This is a genomic window from Gluconobacter sp. OJB (assembly GCF_039638275.1).
GTDB lineage: Bacteria > Pseudomonadota > Alphaproteobacteria > Acetobacterales > Acetobacteraceae > Gluconobacter > Gluconobacter cerevisiae.
Window position 1 is genome coordinate 118,900 of record NZ_JBDIWH010000002.1, and the last position, 17,565, is coordinate 136,464.

A 17,565-nucleotide genomic window follows, 5' to 3' on the forward strand; every position below is an offset into this window, starting at 1 on the left:
GTGGCTGGAGACCAATCCCAAACAGAAACGCTTGCTGGGCTGGTGGAACGGGTGACCTTCCATAATGCCGAGAATGGCTTTTGTGTCCTGAGGGTCAAAGTTCGAGGACAACGCGACCTGGTCACAGTGGTCGGACACGCAGCGATGATTGCAGCCGGTGAGTTCGTGCAGATGGCCGGGCACTGGTTTAATGATCACACCCACGGACTGCAATTCAGGTCAGAGTTCCTCAAGGCCAGTCCACCGACCACGATTGAGGGTATTGAGCGTTATCTCGGCTCGGGCATGATCCGAGGGATCGGTCCGGTTTACGCGAAAAAACTGGTTAAGGCGTTCGGCGAGGCAGTATTTGACCTGATCGAGCAGGAACCAGACAGGCTTCGGGACGTGACGGGCATCGGCCCGAAGCGTGCTGAAAGGATCGTGTCTGGTTGGAGCGACCAAAAAATAATCCGGGAGATTATGCTGTTCCTGCACAGCAACGGTGTCGGGACTTCGCGGGCAGTGCGTATCTTCAAAACCTACGGGCAAGAGGCGGTCAAACTGATTAGCGAAAACCCATACCGGTTGGCACGGGATATTCGTGGTATCGGATTTAAAACCGCCGACCAGATCGCGCGAAAAATGGGCATTGAACCGACGGCAATGATCCGGGCGCGAGCCGGAATATCCTATGCACTCGGTGAAGCGCTGGACGATGGCCATTGCGGGTTGCCGGTGGAGGAACTGATGACAAATACCGCAACGTTGCTGGAGATTGCGGTTCCATTGATCGAGACGGCCCTTACACTGGAGCTGGCCGCTGGTAACGTCGTTGCAGACAGTGTGGAGGAAGAGCGCTGCATTTTCCTGATGGGCCTGTATCGCGCCGAGCAGACCATCGCCGAGTGCATAAAAGCCTGCGCGATTGGTCTTCCGCCCTGGCCGGAGATTATAGCGGAGAAGGCGATCGATTGGGTGGAGCAGCAGACACGGTTGGCCCTGGCGCCAAGCCAGCGTGAGGCGGTGAGCCTCGCTCTCCGCAGCAAGGTGCTGGTGATTACCGGTGGTCCTGGTGTCGGAAAGACAACGCTGGTCAACAGTATTCTGAAAATCGTTACCGCCAAAGGGATCGAGGTGCAGCTCTGCGCGCCAACGGGACGGGCGGCTAAACGTCTGTCGGAGAGTACCGGGTTGGAGGGCAAGACAATTCACCGGCTCCTGGAGACGGATCCCGCCACGGGTTGCTTCAAAAGGGACGAGACAAACCCGTTAACTTGCGATCTCTTGGTAATGGACGAAGCCAGTATGGTGGATGTGTTGCTGATGCGCTCTTTGCTGCGGGCGCTTCCTGATAGTGCTGCATTGCTGATCGTGGGCGACGTCGATCAGTTGCCGTCGGTCGGCCCAGGTCAGGTTCTGGCAGATATCATTCGGTCTGGTGCCATCCCGGTCGTGCAGTTGACCGAGGTGTTTCGTCAGGCCGCTCATAGCCGGATCATCACCAACGCCCATCGGATCAATGAAGGCCGGATGCCGGAGTTGAGCTCAACAAAAGGGGCGGACTTCTATTTTGTCGAAGCGGTCGACCCGGAGATCGGGTTACGGAAACTGCTCACGGTGGTGAAAAACCGCCTCCCTAAAGCATTCGGGGTTGATCCGGTGCGCGACGTGCAGGTGCTGTGCCCGATGAACCGTGGCGGTCTTGGAGCTCGGTCTCTCAACATAGAGCTACAGAAGGCGTTGAACCCTCCGGGCGACGTAAAGGTCGAGCGGTTTGGCTGGACTTACGGTCCGGGCGATAAGGTGATGCAGATCGCGAACGATTATGACCGAGACGTTTTCAACGGGGATCTTGGGGTCGTTGTTAAAATCGATCTCGACGAGAGCGAACTGACAGTTTCCTTTGATGGCCGAGAGGTTATCTATGGGTTTGGTGAACTGGACGAGTTGGTGCTGGCTTATGCGACCACGATCCACAAGAGCCAGGGCTCGGAATATCCGGTTGTCGTAATCCCGATCGTTACTCAGCATTACGCCATGCTGGCGCGGAACCTGCTGTATACGGGCGTCACGCGTGGGCGAAAGCTTGTCGTTCTGGTGGGGCAGAAGAGGGCCTTGGCGATCGCTGTACGAAATGCGGGTGGTCGGCAACGGTGGTCGAAGCTGGGCGAGTGGCTTATGGCATCAATGGGTCCTGAGCCAAGGCAGCCTGTTTTCCGGCAATAATTTTAACCTGTGGTATTCGGCTTTGACGGTTTAATTTTCGCCATTGGCTATGATAAAATTCGGCTCGTGAACGGCATTGAGGATCGACTTGCGCTGCCTCATAAAGACGCGAAACCAGCTTTGGGTAGAGCTGAAGTTTCTTTTTGTCGTCTTCACAAGCTGTAATCTCTCGTATTGCTTGGCGGATCTTTTGCCAACGTGAGAAGGGCAGAGCGATTCCATCCCGGCCTACCACCACTCCCGTTACGATCTTCGCGCTGTTGCCCGTGAACGATCGATCCTTATGCGGGCGTAATCCTGCCTTAAAAATTATTGATCGTGCTTCGTGGAGAATAGCGCGAGAGGCGCCGGAACCGGACATGGTGATGTCGTCTACATAGCATGTCATGACGAGGCCATGCCCCGTTGCAACCGCTGCCAGATCATCGAATAGAGACTTGTACGTGTAGTAGGAGATGATCGGGCTGACCGCGCTGCCTGTCGCGAGGACCCCGCGGTGACAGATTAGATTGGCGAGCAAGCCCGCCACATCCGATGCGCAGCGCATTACGTCTCGAAAGAAGTGCATGACTTTGTACTGAGGAACGGATTGGTAGAATTTCGCAATATCGATCTTTAGAAGTTGGCCATCGCCGATATGAGCGCGAGCATTGGAGAGATAGGACCGTCCTTTAACCGCAGAATGAAGGTAGTCTGGAACCTCGACCCGAGCTAGATACCGGTGTAATTGCCGGTGAAGGCTTTGCAACGCAGCATTCGGCTCCTGAATTTCACGATCTGAGTCCCTAAGCTTATAAACGCGATAACCGCCGTCAGCAGCCAGACTACTGAGTTTATTCAACTCCCAACCCAGTCGCTTTGCCAATGCATGAGGTGATTGGAGGCCGTACAAATGACAACGATTAATCGGTATGCACGGTTGTCTTGCTCGCTTTCTCTTGCTCATCATTTTCTCCCTCAGCTACCCATTCCAGCATCTTCAACACTTTATCAGCGACAAAGACACGTGCCTTGTTGAAGGTCGTACCCGCCCCTTGTTCTGCAAACAGCATGAGGGACGATAAAGGTACCTCGAACCGCTCAGCATATCTCTTGAGAACCTCTAAACTTGGTTCTTTTTTGTTGCGCTCAATCTCGTTCAAATAAGACCGAGATATATTAATCTGTTCGGCAAGATCAGACTGTGAAAGCCGATGATATTGCCTGATAGTCTTTAAGGCTCTGTCGTACATATCTGCCTCCGCAACCTTTGTTGGGAGAGTTGAAGGGGGATTACGTAAACATGTCCCAGATCTTCGTGCCCACACGTACTGCTTTAAGGATAAAATCCAATGCAGCCGCTGCGGCTTTCCAAGTCGTCGGCTTCAGCAGAGCATTCTTAATGAATGTCCCCCGTCGGCTAGTCTTCGTACGCTTCTTCTCAGCACTTAGTGAGGGAATATTTCCCATAGGTAGTCCTCCTACACGCTCGCCCCGGAATTAGGGCCAGCTCCACCAGCAGGAGTACAACGAGAGAAGAAGCATCCCCCCAACCCTTCGCGTCCAACCACAAGGACGCGCCTTATCGATGCTGTGAAGGGTCCCTCGCGGGCTCCTTCACGCTGCTGACAAGTGTGAGGATCAACCAAAAGTTAATCCCGCAGGTGATTACTCACCCAGAGTTCAGTGGGATGTTGCCTATTTCCCAAGTGCATGGGAACTGTATGTCAGCGTCTAATTCGATAGTCAAGGAATATTCGCTATCGGCGAACATAATTTCTTTTATGGCGACATGCCTAATAGCTTCGACGGATAATTTTTTGCGGTGGATGAGCAAGTTGGTTGTTGGGATACTGGGGGACGCTTTTCGAGTGATGGACATGGCAAAGCTGTCGGATACAATCAGCGGCAGCTTGCGGCCAAGAGGCAGTCGTTCGCATTTCCTCTGACGAGTATCCAGTCCTGATAATTCGTTCCGAACGGTCTGATCAAAGCTAAACTCTTCCTAGATCAGATTTTCCGGCCCGCTCATCCATGTGTTAGAAAAATACAGCGTGAGCTTAAGAGATGCTCTATTTAAGCTGTATGATCGCACACTGCCTTACCATACTTCCGCGCTCACGGTTAATCGTGTCTGTTGCGTTTGCTATCTTTTCAGTAATTGTGTCTTTTGATGCCATTGCTAATGAGGCCAGACCAGCTCATGTCATCACCATCCAAGCAAACGATGGTCTGAGCCTTGCTCCGAAGGAGAATAAAGCTTGGTACGAACAGGGTATATGGCCGGCGGCTGGAGCCACACTCACCTTGATCGTCACCAATACCGTCACAGTTATCGTGGTCTATCTCCAATCGTCCCGATCTTTCAACGCCTTACTGCGTCAACGTAAAATTGAACGTTACGCGGCTGCCTTGAACGATTTCTACAATCCATTGCTAGCTCTTTTGGATATGGAGGGTTCGAAAAACCCTCTGGTTTTGCGGCTTTCTCTGTGATTCCATTTTTCCTGCGTTGATTGGAGATGATGGAAGATGAAGCAGCCGGGTTTCTTTGATGTTGAAGAGCGGTTGGCCCGGTTAAGCGGGCTTGGCGATCAGCTCGAAGCATTTTCCCGGACTGTGGATTTTGAAGTCTTCCGCCCTGATCTGGAGAAGGCTCTGGCCTATTCAGACAGGATCAAAGGCGGCCGTCCCCCGTTTGATCCGGTGCTGATGTTCAAAATCCTGGTGATCCAGACGCTGAACAATCTTTCCGACGAGCGAACGGAATATCTGATCAACGACCGCTTGTCCTTCATGCGCTTCCTCGGTCTGGGACTGTCGGACCGTGTTCCCGATGCCAAAACGGTCTGGCTGTTCCGTGAGCGTCTGACCCAGGCGGGAGCTATTGAAAGACTGTTTGACCGGTTTGATGCAACTCTGCGGAACGCCGGTTATCTGCCAATGTCGGGCCAGATCCTGGATGCGACATTGGTAGCGGCTCCAAAGCAGCGCAATACCAACGGAGAGAAAGCCGATCTTCGGGCAGGACGGATCCCCGAAGGCTGGGAAGACAAGCCGGTAAAGCTGTCCCACAAGGACAGGCACGCCCGTTGGACACTGAAGTTCACGAAGGCGAAGCGGCAGGAGGACGGGACGTTCCCGACCACGGATCTCGCCATTCCTTTCTTTGGCTATAAATCGCATATTTCCATTGACCGGAAGTTCCGACTGATCCGAAAATGGAAGGCGACGGATGCTGCTGCCAGTGATGGTGCCAGACTGCGCGAGGGCCTTCTGGATAAAACCAATACAGCCTCAACCGTTTGGGCAGACACCGCCTATCGTTCGAAAGCCAATGAGGACTTCATGGACAAAGAGGGTTTCGTCTCGAAAGTTCACAGGAAAAAGCCGCATCTCAAGCCCATGCCCCGCCATATCCAGCGGTCCAATGCAGGGAAATCAGTGATCCGCTCGCGCGTCGAGCATGTCTTTGCCGATCAGAAATCACAGACGGGACTGTTCATCCGAACTGTCGGTATCACCCGGGCCACCATGCGGATCGGTCTGGCCAATATCGTCTACAACATGCGCCGCTTCCTCTTCCTCGAGAGGTTAAACGCGAGCGCGTAACCATCCCACTGGCGATAGCACGCAATCTGCTCAAAACGCAGAGCGAAAGTCACCCCGGAAACCGTCAATCGGCACGCCACAACCCTGAAATCAGGAGCCAGCCGCCGCCAATCAACGGTTCTTCGATCCGTCCATATTAACAAAGAAATTTTTCAAAACACAGGACCTCTCAGTTTCCCTCAAGAAGAAATTCCTCGAAATGCTGCAGGACTAGTATGGGGACAGACCAAAAAGAAGATACTTTCAAATAATATCGATATTGAGATGATTTTGCGAACAAAAACACATCTGCTAATAGAGACAGATTCTCTTGAAGCGTATCACCGCTTGCTTGTTCACGTTGCAATGTATGAGGCGTTTCAGAGGGTCGAAACCGATCTATATACAGGATTTACGTTCCCAGAAGACATCCGCGGTCACGTCGTCGCCCAACGCTTGGCTGCTCTCAAAATCTACCATAAACTTACTGGAGAACAGATTTGAGTACGAATTGGCTACAGCAGGAACTTGCCCAAAAAAGCAATGCACGTACTGATAGCGGCGATCCGATCTTGACCGTCTTTCTGCCTACTGGGCGGGAAGAGCGGATCTATTCTCCAGATTCAGATGAATATCGGGTCAGCGCGGATGTTGTTGAAAAGGCTGCCAGGTTGGGTGCAACCATCGTTGCTTATAGCTCGATGTGGTGTGGAGTTACAATTGAGGGCAAAGAGCATGCGAAAACCCAAGGCATCAGCATTATCCCCTTCGCCGGCCTTTTTGGCTACATGAAGCGTAAAGGTGTCATATTCACGCGGTGACCGTCTGGTTGCGAGCTGCCATGGCTGGAGCGACGGCAAATCTCCAGACAGCTTTCCTCTTTGGCTCTGCTATTGATGCCAAGGCGGTGGCCCGCGACATCGATATCGTCTTGGTGACGAAAGAAGGTGCTGGTGAGAAGGGATGGCACGCAATCCGGGATTGGCGCGATCGTCTTGCGGTAGATTTTGAAGAACGGTTCCATATGCCGCTTTCAGCAATGGTAGTCACGCCGTCCGAATGGGCGGAAATTGATGGCGTCGTAGTTAGGGAGCGAGAAGTTCTCATTTGATCGATTTCAGCCGTTAGTCGACATCTGTTCATCGGAAAAATCGACTGCAGAACACATTTTTTATTGAAAAATTGTATTCCACATAAATTCGTGGCGTGGCTCGAAGATCCGGTTCATCCGTGATTTCGGCAAGGAATTTCCCAATACAAAAACCTTCAAACTGGAAGAGAATTTCCGCTCCACCACTCATATCCTGTCCGCGTCGAACGCGTTGATCGCGCATGATCCGCAGCGCATCCCCAAGGAGCTGTTTACCCGGCGCGGGATCGGTCTGCCGATCGAGGTCATGGGCTTTGCCTATGCGAGCGACGAGGCCGACGCCATTGCGCGTGAGATCGGCCGGCGTGCGGCGACCGGTCTGCCCTGGCATGACTTCGCCGTTATTTACCGCCAGAACAGACTGTCGCGGTCCGTGGAGGAGGCCATGATCCGAGCCCGCATTCCGTACGAAATTGTCGGTGACGTCGGATTTTACCAGCGTGCCAGCGTCAAGGATGTTCTGGCGTTGCTTTCGCTCGCCGCCCACCCGAACGATCGTCAGTCGGACGAGGCGTTTCGGCGTGTCGCCAACAAGCCTGCGCGCGGGCTCGGCACCAAGGCGCTGGGCGCGATCGAACTGGTGGCGGAGTCTCAGGGTACGTCCCTGATGGAGGCGGTCGCCCACACGCGGCTGCCGGCGAAATGCGCCGCCGCACTGGAGACGTTTGTCAGAACTATTCGGGCGATCGGGGAACAGACGGGTCTCACCATCGGGGCGCGCCTGACCGAACTGGTGGAGCAGACCGGGTATCTGGCGGCCTTGCGCGCCGATGACAGTGAGGAGGCCAAGACCCATATCGAGAACCTCAGCGAGTTGATTGAATTCGCGGACGGGTTTCGCCGGATCGAGCATCTGATGGAGCATGCGGCGCTTGCCAGTGCCGCGCCCGGCGAAAAGGGCGTTGATCGCGTGCAGTTGCTCACGATGCACAAGGCCAAGGGCCTGGAGTTTCGACACGTGTTTCTGCCGGCCTGGGAGGCGAATGTGTTTCCCGGCGGCATGACGCGCGATCCGGACGAGGAACGGCGTCTGGCGTATGTGGCGCTGACCCGTGCCATCGAACAGGTTACGATCACCTGGTGCGATTTTCGACAGGGCGGGTCGACGATGCCATCGGGGTTCATCGACGAAATCCCGCTGGAGCATCGCATTGGCCGATGGAACTGGCAGACGGACCCGGCGCATGGGCAGGACGGAGCGTGGCATCGTGCCCGCGAGGAGATGCAGGCTTTGGGATTTGATCTGTGAACCGGCCACCACCACCCAGCTTCGATGAGTATTTCTTTCCACCGGACGGACCGCCAGAGGGGCCGCCGGACTGGGCTCACGACGCGCCCTCAGGTCCGCCGCAACCCCGAGCCCCAAGTTTTGCGCATGTGTGTGTGAGATGCGGGCAGGGGGCGCCGTTCGGCTTTGCCATGGGGGCGAGCACGTCCTGGTATTGCGGCGAGCACCGCCATCTGGGCCGCGCGACACCGCCCGCCGCGCTCCCGAGAGCGAGTGCGCGCTCATGAAGCGGTCCTGTCTTTCGCTGGCCCTTTCCGTCGCGGCGAGTGTGTGGGCTTTTGGGGCGCATGCCGAGGCGCCGGGCTGTCCGGGAGTATTTTACCAGGGGACGCCCCCGGTCGTTACCGGCGCGATGGGGCAGGGCACGCTGTTGTGCAGCACCGCGTTTGCGTCCTACGCGTCTCCCGTCACCCACGGGCCGATCTGGTCGGCTGAATTTCTGACCGAGGAGGCGCTCGAGGTCGCGGTACGGACGCCCCGCAAAGGGATCTTCTTTGCGGATACCCGCCTCGATGAGGCGACCCGGACGAATCTCGGTGATCTGAAACGCTCGGGCTATCAAAGGGGCCATCTCACGCCCAGCGGCGATGAGCCGGGGCTGGCCGCACAGGAAGAAAGTTTCGCGCTCTCCAACGTGGTCCCGCAGACGCCGGCGCTGAATATGGGCGTCTGGGAAGGTGTGGAGGCCTCGACACGCGGTCTCGCGAACGCGGACGGCGAACTCTACGTTGTAACCGGCGCGCTGTTTGCCGATCATGACGTCCCGGTGATCGGGCCCGACCGCGTGATGGTGCCCTCTGGCGTATTCAAGGCGATCTACGATCCCGTGACGGAGACGGCCGGCGCCTGGGTGTGCAGCAACACCGACGATCCGCACTGCTCCGTGGTGTCGCTCACGGTGCTGCGCGACACGGGCGGGATCGACGTGTTTCCCGGGCTTGCGGAAAAGATCAAGCTCACGGCGATGGCGATGCCGGCGATCGAGGCCAGCCCCTACGCAGCGGAAGCGCGCGCGCAGCAATCGGAACGGCCCGGCTTCACGTGGAATGATCGCCGCGTCAAGGCGGCTCTGACCCTGTTGCGCAAGGCGATGGGGCGGTCGTAAATTTGCGAAAGGAGTTCTGTGGCCTTTTTGTTTAGGCGTGGACCGTGGGCACCGCTTACGTGACGTAAGGGTCCGGTTCTCGCGCACATGAAGGCCGCTTCGGCCTCATCTCCGCCGTATTCACGGCCGATCAGGTTTCCTAAAAGCGGACATCGGCATCGGTTATCTTTTGCTTCATTCGTATAAACAAATGTGATACATTTGTGCATACACACAAGGAGACTTTGTATGTCTGCTGTCACATTCCGGGTCGATGAAGCACTGAAAGCGGCTGCCGTTGAGAAGTTGTCCGCTCAAGGCATTTCTCTTTCTGACGCACTGCGCGACACCCTTGCATATATTGCTGAAACGGGGCGCTCTCCCGTCAAGCGCACGTTTGTGACTGACGAGGATGCGCAGCTCATCGAAATTGTACGCGAACGTCTCAAAAACCCTGCCCAAAAGCATCGTATGACTTTCGCGGAGCTTAAGAGCCGTCATCGCGAATGAAAGAATATAGCCTTGAATTCGATGACAGAGCGCTCAGGGAGTGGGATGCTCTTGACGGCAGCGTACGTAAGAAATTTGAAAAGAAGCTGGAAAAGCTGATCTGCAACCCTCACTCTCCGGGAAACGAGCTTCATCACGATCTATCAGGATTTTACAAGATCAAGCTTCTGAAAGATGGCTACCGCCTTGTTTATCAGGTCATCGACGAACGGATCGTGATCTATGTGATTGCCGTTGGCCGGAGAGCAGATAATGAAATTTATGAGGTAGCCTCGAAGCGGGCAGTCCGCAGTCACTATTGAACTGACCAATTGCGCCCGCCTGGAATGTGATAGCTATGCGATTCGCCGGTAAAAGTGCCCAGCACGGTGACCTCCCGTACAATATTGCGATGCGGGAGGACCGGTCCTCCATTCTCGCCGCGCAGGATCGGCACTCTGATAATCTTGGGATCGAAACGCACCAGCACGACGAGTGCTGTTCTGGCATAGCCGGAAATCGTTACGGCGATACCCATGACTGCGATCCTGGGTCCGCCCTCGACAGGATCGGTCTGAACACCTCGCGCCGATGGAATGCGTGAGCATAATCCCATTGGCGCGCCGTGAAAGCTAGTGCGCTGAACGTATTCTTCCAGCCGAAATCGTCCCAATAGGTTACCTCCCATGACAGGGCAGAAGATCGGGGCGATCGGATGATGTCAGAAGATTGGCGTTCGCGGGCGGGCAGGAGGAACAACCATGGCTTTGGAACAATTCCACCACGGTCGGGTGGTTCGGGTTCGCGGCCAAAGCCTGTACCGATTTCCGACAAGCACCCACATGCCGCCCAGTGCAGTGGATATGACGCTTTTCAGCCTCATGAGTGCGCCTGCCGACCGGATGGTTCGCGAAACCTGGCTTAGTTCGGCTTCGCCATGCCGTCCTGCGGAGCGGCCATCGCGTTGTCATGGCTCATGTTGTCGTGGGACATCGCGTTCTTCTTCATGCCGTCATGCTTCTTCATACCGTCGTGGGACATGCCGTTATGCGTCATCGCATTTGGGGCCATCGTGTCGTGCGCCATGCCATTCTTCGACATGCTGTCATGTGCCATCGTGTTCGGCGCCATCTGGTTCGGGGCCATGGCATCGTGCGACATGGCGTCCTGCGCGCGAGCGGCGCCACTCAGAACGACGGCGGACGAAAAAGCGGCAGCAATGGCGATATTGCGAATAGACATGGTCATTTCCTGATCTGTCGATGATGTGGAGGGGGAAACATTCCGCCTCTCTGTTCTATTCTTCGATGAGGCACGGCGTCGGGTTACAGGGACGCGTCTTTTTTTATGACCCGCCAAACCAGTCGTAACCCTGATCTTCCCAGTAGCCGCCCGGAAAGCGGTTGGTGACTTCGATGGACGCGAGATATTTCGGATTTTTGTAGCCGAGCTTCGTTGGAATCCTGACCTTCATCGGCGCGCCATAGGCAGGCGGAAGGGCACGGTCTCCATAGTCCAGCGCCAGAATGGTCTGCGGATGCAGCGCGGTCGCCATGTCGATGCTCGTCGAATAATCGTCGAAGCAGCGAAAATTGACATATTTCGCACGCAGATCCGCGCCGACCTTTTGCAGGAATATCGAAAGCGGCACACCGGACCAGTCGCCGATCGCACTCCATCCCTCGACGCAGATATGGCGTGTAATTTGCCGTTTCTGCGGCAGCGCGCGGAACTGCGCAAGCGACCACGGGCGTTTGTCCGACACCAGACCGCCGACATCCAGGCGCCAGCCAGTGGGATCGACAGTGCGAACCTCGCTCTCGTCGTAATAGGCGTTGAACGGAAAAGGATGCGTGATCCTGGATGCATCGAATTCCCGCGCGAGCCGCTGGCGGCTGAACAGCAGGGCCTGCATCCGGTCGGTGAAACGCGACATCGCGCTGAGCGCGCGCTCCACGGACGGCTCGTCGTCCAGCGCACAGCCGGACAGCATCGACAGTCCACCGAGCGACAGGGCGCCTTTGAGCATCAGACGACGCTCGATCCGGCGCAGTTCGGGGGCGATCGCCGAGCGATCGAGGCGGTTGTGACTCATCGGGCAGCCCCTTCCTGAACGCTCACTTCCTGCGCCGCGCTGGGACGACGGCCGAACACCATGCCGAACAGGGTCGACGGCACGAGCAGGGCGAGCGCGATGTGAATAACGAGAAAGGCGACGATCAGCGTCATCATCGCGAAATGAATGCGGCGGGCGACATCGTAACCGCCGAACAGCCATGTCAGCCATCCAAGCTGCACCGGCTTCCAGATGGACAGCCCGCTTGCAACGGTCAGCAGGGCGACAATCAGCACGCCGGTATAAAGCAGCCGCTGGACAGCGTTGTAATGACCGGCGGCATGGGACAACCTGAACCGCAACGCCTGCGCCATATCACGACCGATGGCGCGCGGGCCGACGGGCCGCAGATCGCAGCGGAAATGCCCCGACAGCACGCCATACCCCATGTAAACGACGCCGGCAGCCATCAGCACCCACATCGCCGCGAAATGCCAGGCGATCCCGCCGCCCAGCCAGCCACCCAATGTAGCCCAGGCCGGGAATTCGAAAGGCAGAATGGGCGAGGCATTATAGATCTGCCAGCCACTGCCGATCATGGCGAGCATCGACAATGCGCCGATCCAATGGGTGATGCGAATAATGGGCGATGGCGTGCGACGCGGTCGCACGCGGCGTGATGAGAGCATGTCCGGGCTTTCCGACTGAATGGTCAGGCGTTGATGCGGATGCGTTCGTCGGCCAGGCACGAAAGGTTACAGTTTCCGCCATATCCTGACGGAAATAAAAAATTCTTCTTACCCGCGTAACCGGACAGGGAATTTTCGCGAAGAACGCTGTGACAACCCAAAACAAGGGGGACACAGCATGACATCGCGCCGCCAATTCTTTCTTGCCGCCGTTGCCATGGCGGCATCCGGCCGCGCACGAGCCACCGAGCATTATCCCGTCACGCATACCGACGCCGAATGGCACCGCCTGCTGACGCCCGCGCAATACAATGTGCTGCGCGAGGCAGGCACCGAAATGCCGTATTCGAGCCCATTGCTGACCGAGCATCGCCCCGGCCGCTTCGCCTGTGCCGGATGCGACACGGCAGCCTTCGACGCGCGCACGAAGTTCGAAAGCGGCACCGGCTGGCCGAGTTTCGACAGCGCCCTGCCGCACGCCGTGCAGGAACGTGGCGATGACAGCCTTGGCATGGAACGCACGGAGGTGCTGTGCGCGACCTGCGGCAGTCATCTCGGCCACGTGTTCGATGACGGACCGCAGCCAACGGGCCTGCGCTACTGCATGAACGGCGTGGCACTTTCATTCCATACGGCCTGAAGGAGCTGGAATCATGACACGATCAGGACTTTTCGGCGTTTCCCTGATGGCGCTGACCACATTCGGCGCCGTCTGCCACACGGCAATGGGCGAACCCGGTCCCCATATTCTTCCGGCGCCCGTTCTGGCGGAACCGGCGCCCGCGACGCGCCATGCAAGCGCCGTCTTCGCGGGTGGCTGCTTCTGGGGCGTGCAGAGCGTGTTCGAACATGTCCGTGGCGTGACCGCGACCCGCGCGGGTTTCGACGGCGGCGCGCGCGGCACGGCGGATTATGAGACCGTCAGCAGCGGCGATACGGGACATGCAGAGTCAGTTGAAGTCGACTTCGATCCAACGCAGGTCAGCTACGGCACGTTGATGCGCATCTTCTTCTCCGTCGCCCTCGACCCGACACAGGTGAACCGTCAGTTCCCGGATGACGGCACGCAATATCGCTCCGTGCTCTACACCCGCTCCGCGCAACAGTTACAGGAAGCGCACGCCTATATCGCACAGCTCGACGCGGCGCATGTCTTCGCGCGGCCCATCGCAACACAGGTGGCCCAGGATCATGGATTCTACCCGGCCGAGGCAGATCACCAAAATTTCGCGGCCCGCTATCCGGATCATCCGTATATCGCTACATACGACGCACCACGGATCGAGGCGCTGCACGCGTTGTTCGCGTCGTCCTGGCGCCCGCAGCCTGTGCTGACGCTGGTCGACGATGGCGGGAGCTGACTCTCGCCGTAACCAGGGATGGAGGGTTCGTGACGGAAGCGGATTGGAGCCGCTGGATGGCAGCGGCTCAGGCCGGCGATGCCGACGCCTATCGCCGCGTGCTCGCCGAGGCGCAGGCATGGCTGAGACGCTTCTTTCTCCGGCGCTTGCCGCCATCCATGGTTGACGACGCCGTGCAGGACACGCTGCTGGCCGTTCACGAGAAACGACATACATTCAATCCTTCCCAGAAGTTCGGTCCCTGGATCGCGGCGATCGCTCGATACAAATGGATCGACCGGTTGCGGGCCGCCAGCCGGGTGGATGATGCGCCGCTCGACGACGACCTGCCGGTGCAGGATCATGAGGAGCAGGTGACGACGGCCTATGCGCTGGAGCGCCTGCTCGGGCAGTTGAAGCCAGCGCAGGCGGAAGCCATCCGCCTCGTCAAGCTGCGCGGGTTGAGTATCGAGGAGGCGGCACGCCGAACGGGACAGTCCGCCACGCTGGTCAAGGTCAACATTCATCGCGGTCTAAACCGCATGAATGCTTTAGTAATGCGAGGTAGTGATGTCGACTGATCCCCTGATCGATCGGCTCGCGACCGGCCTGCGTCCCGTCAGACGGCGGACGCCGTGGCGGGACGCGACGATCCTGTTGGCGCTGGGCGTGATCGAGATCGTCTTCGTGCTGAAGCTGGGCCTGATGCGTCCGGACATGCCGCACGCCATGGGAATGCCGAGCTTCTGGTGGAAGGCCGCAAGCCTGGCCGTGATTGCCGCCGTCGGCGGGACGACGGCGCTGCTGTCGCTCGATCCCACACGCTCACCGCGACGGGGTCTGCGCATCGTGGGCATGCTCGCCCTCGCGGCACTCGTGCTCGGCTGGCTGGTGGACGTGCTTCAGGCCGGTCCCGCCGTGCTCTGGCAGCGGCTCGATCCGACGCACGGCATCGTCTGCGCGCGGAAAATCGTGGAATTGTCCCTGCCGGCGGTGCTGGCGCTCGGCCTGTTCGCGCGGCGCGGCGCCCCGGTGGATGCGCGCGGCACGGCCTGGGCAGTGGGGATCGCCGCCGCGGCCTTTGGCGCGCTGGCCTTCGCGCTGGCCTGTCCGTTCGACGACCCGCTTTATGTCGCCGTCTGGTATTCGGCGGCCTGCGGCGTCGTGACACTCGTGACGCGTCTGATCCTGCCGCCACTGAACCGCTGATAGGGTGAACACCGCCATCCGGATCCGGATGGCGGCCGAGGGCCGGTTTTCAGCGGGACCGGTCCACGAAACATCAGCCTTGGGCAAGCCGGTCCTGCGTTTTCGTCTCGAAGTCGGACGCATCATGGCGTTCGTGCAGCTGGCTTGACGGCTCGCCGACCATACGGTTGACCATTCGACCACGCCGCACGGCCGGGCGTTCGAGCAGCCGGTCTGCCCAGGCCCGGACATGCGGATAGTCCTGTACGTTCAGGAACGTGGCGGCATCGTTATACATCCAGCCCTCCACGAGGCCGCCATACCATGGGAAGATCGCCATATCGGCAATCGTGTAATCGTCGCCCGCGATGAACGGGCTTTCGGCAAGTCGCCGATTGAGAACGTCGAGTTGACGCTTGGCCTCCATGGTGAAGCGGTTGATCGCGTATTCGATTTTTTCCGGCGCATAGGCATAGAAGTGCCCGAAGCCGCCACCGATATAGGGGCCGCTTCCGACCTGCCAGAACAGCCAGTTGAGACACGCCGTTCGACCCGCCATATCCGTCGGCAGGAACGCATCGAATTTCTCGGCGAGATACAACAGGATGGAGCCGGACTCGAAAATATTCAGCGGCTGGGCCAGACTATGGTCCACGAGTGCTGGGATCTTGGAGTTCGGGTTGACGTCGGTAAAACCGGAACCGAACTGATCGCCCTCCCCGATCTTGATCAGCCACGCATCATACTCGGCGCCCGCATGACCCGCCGCCAGCAGCTCTTCCAGCATGACCGTGACCTTCACGCCGTTCGGCGTCCCCAGCGAATAGAGCTGGAGCGGATGGCGGCCGACAGGAAGCGCCTTCTCATGCGTGGGGCCTGCAACCGGGCGGTTGGTTCCGGCAAATTTGCCGCCGTTGGGCGCATCCCAGGACCAGACTTTCGGCGGCACATACGGACTGGACGGGGCCATTGGACAATCCTTTCGCGATTACAGCGGGAAATTCGAGGGAAACAGGGCGCGACGGGCCTGTTCGTCCATCTCGGTTTTGAAGTCGTGTGTGGTCATGAGCGTCCCGACGCGCCCGACAGCGGGACGCCCGGCCATACGGGTCATGAACGCGGTCAGGTTCGGCCAGCGCGCGAGGGCGCGGTCGTCCTTCAGCACGCGCGGCACGCGATCGAGCCATCCCCAGGCGGACATATCGACGATGGTGTAGGACTCGCCGACGAAGAACGTCCGGTCCTTCATGCGGTCGTCGAGAATTTGAAGATGGCGCTCCGCCTCGCGGCGATAGCGGTTGATAGCGTAATCTAGGCCTTCCGGGGCGGCATACTGGAAATGCACGGCCTGCCCGAAATACGGACCGATCCCGGTCGCGACGAGCATCAGCCACGAGAGGAGTTCGGGCCTGTCGGCGTCGGTGCCGAAGAACTGTCCCGTCTTTTCGCCCAGGTAGAGCAGGATGGCTGTGGAATCGAAGACCCGCGTCTCCGGACCGCCCGGGCCATTCGTATCGACGATGGCGGGGACCTTGCCGTTCGGATTGATTTTCAAAAACCACGCCGCATGCTGTTCGCCCTTGCGGGTATCGACCGGAATGGCCTCGTAGGGCAGCCCGGCCTCTTCGAGAAACAGAGCGACCTTGGCGGGGTTGGGCGTCGGGTGAAAATAGAAGCAGATCATGAGAATTCTCGTATCTTCGAGGGGATGCCACTTGGCGCGGAGTCCCCACTGGCGGTGCGGAGTGCTCAGACTCCAGTAGCGCCGCCGTCGACGATCAGGTCAATGCCCGCGATATAGCTGCTTTCGCTGGACGCGAGGAACAGCGCTGCCGCGGCGAGTTCTTCCGGCCGGCCCAGACGCTGCATCGGCACAGCGGAAGCCCATTTCGCGCGCACGGCGTCTGCGCCGTCCGGCGTATCGGCCTGTCCGTCCATGATCGGAGTATCGAACGGGCCGGGGCTGATGGCGTTCACCCGGATGCCACGCCCCAGAAGTTCGGCCGTCCATGTTCTGACGAAGCTGCGGACGGCGGCCTTGCTGGCGCTGTAGGTTCCGTAACCCGGCACGCCCTTGTTCGCCGCGATGGACGACAGGATGATGACCGAACTTCCTTCCGTCAGAAGCGGCAACGCCCGCTCGACGGTGAAATAGAGACCGCGCACGTTCACATCGAACGTTCGGTCGAAATTCTCTTCCGTCGCGTGATCGAGCGTCTGAGGCAGGACGATGCCGGAATTGGCGACGAGGACGTCGATCCGGCCCTTGTCCTGTCGGATCTTGTCGAACAGGCGGTCGAGATCGGCGTTGTCGCGGACGTCGCCCTGGATGCCTTCGGCATTGGCCCCAAGCGAGGCGACCGCGCTGTCGAGTTCGGCCTGTCGGCGCCCGGTGATATAGACGAAAGCGCCTTCGTCGACGAAGCGGCGGGCCGTGGCGAGGCCAAGACCGCTGTTACCGCCCGTGACGAGTGCGATTTTTCCCTCAAGCTTGCTCATGGAA

The 17,565-nt window shown here is 58.4% G+C and carries 23 protein-coding genes and 1 pseudogene; 13 read left to right on the forward strand and 11 right to left on the reverse strand.

Features of this window, described 5'->3' with window-relative positions; genetic code table 11:
- The gene (locus tag ABDK74_RS13820; RefSeq protein WP_346004319.1) at nucleotides 1–2,208 is read left to right on the forward strand and encodes an ATP-dependent RecD-like DNA helicase; all 2,208 of its coding nucleotides are present in this window, start codon (nucleotides 1–3) and stop codon (nucleotides 2,206–2,208) included.
- Here the strand turns inward: ABDK74_RS13820 and ABDK74_RS13825 are convergent.
- The gene (locus tag ABDK74_RS13825) at nucleotides 2,159–3,049 is read right to left on the reverse strand and encodes a reverse transcriptase family protein (RefSeq protein WP_346004356.1); all 891 of its coding nucleotides are present in this window, start codon (nucleotides 3,047–3,049) and stop codon (nucleotides 2,159–2,161) included. The two genes, ABDK74_RS13820 and ABDK74_RS13825, sit on opposite strands and share 50 nt — an antisense overlap.
- Nucleotides 3,050–3,110: 61 nt before the next feature.
- Nucleotides 3,111–3,440: a helix-turn-helix transcriptional regulator gene (locus ABDK74_RS13830; protein ID WP_346004320.1), complete on the reverse strand. Its 330-nt coding sequence runs from the start codon at nucleotides 3,438–3,440 to the stop codon at nucleotides 3,111–3,113.
- A gap of 877 nt (nucleotides 3,441–4,317) precedes the next feature.
- On the opposite strand from ABDK74_RS13830, the gene ABDK74_RS13835 reads away from it, so the two are divergent.
- The 4 genes from ABDK74_RS13835 (at nucleotide 4,318) to ABDK74_RS13850 (ending at nucleotide 6,889) form a co-directional block, all read left to right on the forward strand.
- On the forward strand, nucleotides 4,318–4,683 hold the full coding sequence (locus ABDK74_RS13835) for a hypothetical protein (protein ID WP_346004321.1): 366 nt from the start codon (nucleotides 4,318–4,320) through the stop codon (nucleotides 4,681–4,683).
- 36 nt (nucleotides 4,684–4,719) lie between these two features.
- Complete coding sequence (locus ABDK74_RS13840; RefSeq protein WP_346004322.1) at nucleotides 4,720–5,799, forward strand: IS5 family transposase; 1,080 nt, start codon at nucleotides 4,720–4,722, stop codon at nucleotides 5,797–5,799.
- A gap of 479 nt (nucleotides 5,800–6,278) precedes the next feature.
- A complete protein-coding gene (locus tag ABDK74_RS13845) occupies nucleotides 6,279–6,599 on the forward strand; it encodes a hypothetical protein (protein ID WP_062106468.1) in 321 nt (106 codons plus the stop codon).
- A 20-nt stretch (nucleotides 6,600–6,619) separates the two neighbouring features.
- Nucleotides 6,620–6,889, forward strand: coding sequence for a hypothetical protein (locus ABDK74_RS13850; RefSeq protein ID WP_339408704.1), 270 nt, complete (start codon nucleotides 6,620–6,622; stop codon nucleotides 6,887–6,889).
- 28 nt (nucleotides 6,890–6,917) lie between these two features.
- Here the strand turns inward: ABDK74_RS13850 and ABDK74_RS13855 are convergent, their stop codons facing one another.
- Entirely contained in the window at nucleotides 6,918–7,112 is a 195-nt protein-coding gene (locus tag ABDK74_RS13855) for a hypothetical protein (RefSeq protein WP_346004323.1), read from the reverse strand.
- Here ABDK74_RS13855 and ABDK74_RS13860 point away from each other — a divergent pair.
- The 4 genes from ABDK74_RS13860 to ABDK74_RS13875 all read left to right on the forward strand — a co-directional run bounded on the left by ABDK74_RS13860 (nucleotide 7,101) and on the right by ABDK74_RS13875 (nucleotide 10,112).
- On the forward strand, nucleotides 7,101–8,177 hold the full coding sequence (locus ABDK74_RS13860) for a 3'-5' exonuclease (protein ID WP_346004324.1): 1,077 nt from the start codon (nucleotides 7,101–7,103) through the stop codon (nucleotides 8,175–8,177). The two genes, ABDK74_RS13855 and ABDK74_RS13860, sit on opposite strands and share 12 nt — an antisense overlap.
- A 262-nt stretch (nucleotides 8,178–8,439) precedes the next feature.
- Complete coding sequence (locus tag ABDK74_RS13865; RefSeq protein ID WP_346004325.1) at nucleotides 8,440–9,321, forward strand: DNA/RNA non-specific endonuclease; 882 nt, start codon at nucleotides 8,440–8,442, stop codon at nucleotides 9,319–9,321.
- Nucleotides 9,322–9,549: 228 nt separating this feature from the next.
- Complete coding sequence (locus tag ABDK74_RS13870; RefSeq protein WP_346004326.1) at nucleotides 9,550–9,810, forward strand: type II toxin-antitoxin system RelB/DinJ family antitoxin; 261 nt, start codon at nucleotides 9,550–9,552, stop codon at nucleotides 9,808–9,810.
- On the forward strand, nucleotides 9,807–10,112 hold the full coding sequence (locus ABDK74_RS13875) for a type II toxin-antitoxin system mRNA interferase toxin, RelE/StbE family (protein ID WP_346004327.1): 306 nt from the start codon (nucleotides 9,807–9,809) through the stop codon (nucleotides 10,110–10,112). The genes ABDK74_RS13870 and ABDK74_RS13875 overlap by 4 nt, the downstream gene beginning before the upstream one ends.
- Here ABDK74_RS13875 and ABDK74_RS13880 read toward each other — a convergent pair.
- The 5 genes and pseudogenes from ABDK74_RS13880 to ABDK74_RS13895 form a co-directional block, all read right to left on the reverse strand.
- Nucleotides 10,106–10,327 (reverse strand): DUF1223 domain-containing protein, encoded by a 222-nt coding sequence (locus tag ABDK74_RS13880; protein ID WP_346004328.1) that lies wholly within the window; start codon nucleotides 10,325–10,327, stop codon nucleotides 10,106–10,108. The genes ABDK74_RS13875 and ABDK74_RS13880 overlap by 7 nt on opposite strands.
- Nucleotides 10,312–10,760 (reverse strand): annotated as a pseudogene (locus ABDK74_RS15905) (DUF1223 domain-containing protein). Before ABDK74_RS15905 ends, ABDK74_RS13880 begins: the two are co-directional and overlap by 16 nt.
- A complete protein-coding gene (locus tag ABDK74_RS13885) occupies nucleotides 10,711–11,031 on the reverse strand; it encodes a pentapeptide MXKDX repeat protein (protein ID WP_346004329.1) in 321 nt (106 codons plus the stop codon). The pseudogene ABDK74_RS15905 and the gene ABDK74_RS13885 overlap by 50 nt, the downstream one beginning before the upstream one ends.
- A gap of 103 nt (nucleotides 11,032–11,134) precedes the next feature.
- Nucleotides 11,135–11,884 carry a molybdopterin-dependent oxidoreductase gene (locus tag ABDK74_RS13890; RefSeq protein WP_346004330.1) on the reverse strand — a complete coding sequence of 250 codons (750 nt, stop codon included), beginning with the start codon at nucleotides 11,882–11,884 and terminating at the stop codon, nucleotides 11,135–11,137.
- Entirely contained in the window at nucleotides 11,881–12,594 is a 714-nt protein-coding gene (locus ABDK74_RS13895; RefSeq protein ID WP_346004331.1) for a cytochrome b/b6 domain-containing protein, read from the reverse strand. The genes ABDK74_RS13890 and ABDK74_RS13895 overlap by 4 nt, the downstream gene beginning before the upstream one ends.
- A gap of 118 nt (nucleotides 12,595–12,712) precedes the next feature.
- Here ABDK74_RS13895 and msrB point away from each other — a divergent pair, with 118 nt between their 5' ends.
- From msrB to ABDK74_RS13915, 4 genes are read left to right on the forward strand one after another with little or no spacing between them, the layout of a single operon-like run.
- Nucleotides 12,713–13,174 carry a peptide-methionine (R)-S-oxide reductase MsrB gene (gene msrB / locus ABDK74_RS13900; protein ID WP_346004332.1) on the forward strand — a complete coding sequence of 154 codons (462 nt, stop codon included), beginning with the start codon at nucleotides 12,713–12,715 and terminating at the stop codon, nucleotides 13,172–13,174.
- A 13-nt stretch (nucleotides 13,175–13,187) separates the two neighbouring features.
- Nucleotides 13,188–13,895: a peptide-methionine (S)-S-oxide reductase MsrA gene (msrA, locus tag ABDK74_RS13905; RefSeq protein ID WP_346004333.1), complete on the forward strand. Its 708-nt coding sequence runs from the start codon at nucleotides 13,188–13,190 to the stop codon at nucleotides 13,893–13,895.
- A 29-nt stretch (nucleotides 13,896–13,924) separates the two neighbouring features.
- On the forward strand, nucleotides 13,925–14,455 hold the full coding sequence (locus ABDK74_RS13910; RefSeq protein WP_346004334.1) for a sigma-70 family RNA polymerase sigma factor: 531 nt from the start codon (nucleotides 13,925–13,927) through the stop codon (nucleotides 14,453–14,455).
- Entirely contained in the window at nucleotides 14,445–15,083 is a 639-nt protein-coding gene (locus ABDK74_RS13915) for a DUF1109 domain-containing protein (RefSeq protein ID WP_346004335.1), read from the forward strand. Before ABDK74_RS13910 ends, ABDK74_RS13915 begins: the two co-directional genes overlap by 11 nt.
- A gap of 73 nt (nucleotides 15,084–15,156) precedes the next feature.
- Here the strand turns inward: ABDK74_RS13915 and yghU are convergent, their stop codons facing one another.
- The 3 genes from yghU to ABDK74_RS13930 all read right to left on the reverse strand — a co-directional run bounded on the left by yghU (nucleotide 15,157) and on the right by ABDK74_RS13930 (nucleotide 17,561).
- The gene (gene yghU, locus ABDK74_RS13920; RefSeq protein ID WP_346004336.1) at nucleotides 15,157–16,032 is read right to left on the reverse strand and encodes a glutathione-dependent disulfide-bond oxidoreductase; all 876 of its coding nucleotides are present in this window, start codon (nucleotides 16,030–16,032) and stop codon (nucleotides 15,157–15,159) included.
- 18 nt (nucleotides 16,033–16,050) lie between these two features.
- A complete protein-coding gene (locus ABDK74_RS13925; RefSeq protein ID WP_346004337.1) occupies nucleotides 16,051–16,746 on the reverse strand; it encodes a glutathione S-transferase N-terminal domain-containing protein in 696 nt (231 codons plus the stop codon).
- A 65-nt stretch (nucleotides 16,747–16,811) separates the two neighbouring features.
- A complete protein-coding gene (locus tag ABDK74_RS13930; RefSeq protein WP_346004338.1) occupies nucleotides 16,812–17,561 on the reverse strand; it encodes an SDR family oxidoreductase in 750 nt (249 codons plus the stop codon).
- Between the last annotated feature and the right edge of the window lie 4 nt (nucleotides 17,562–17,565).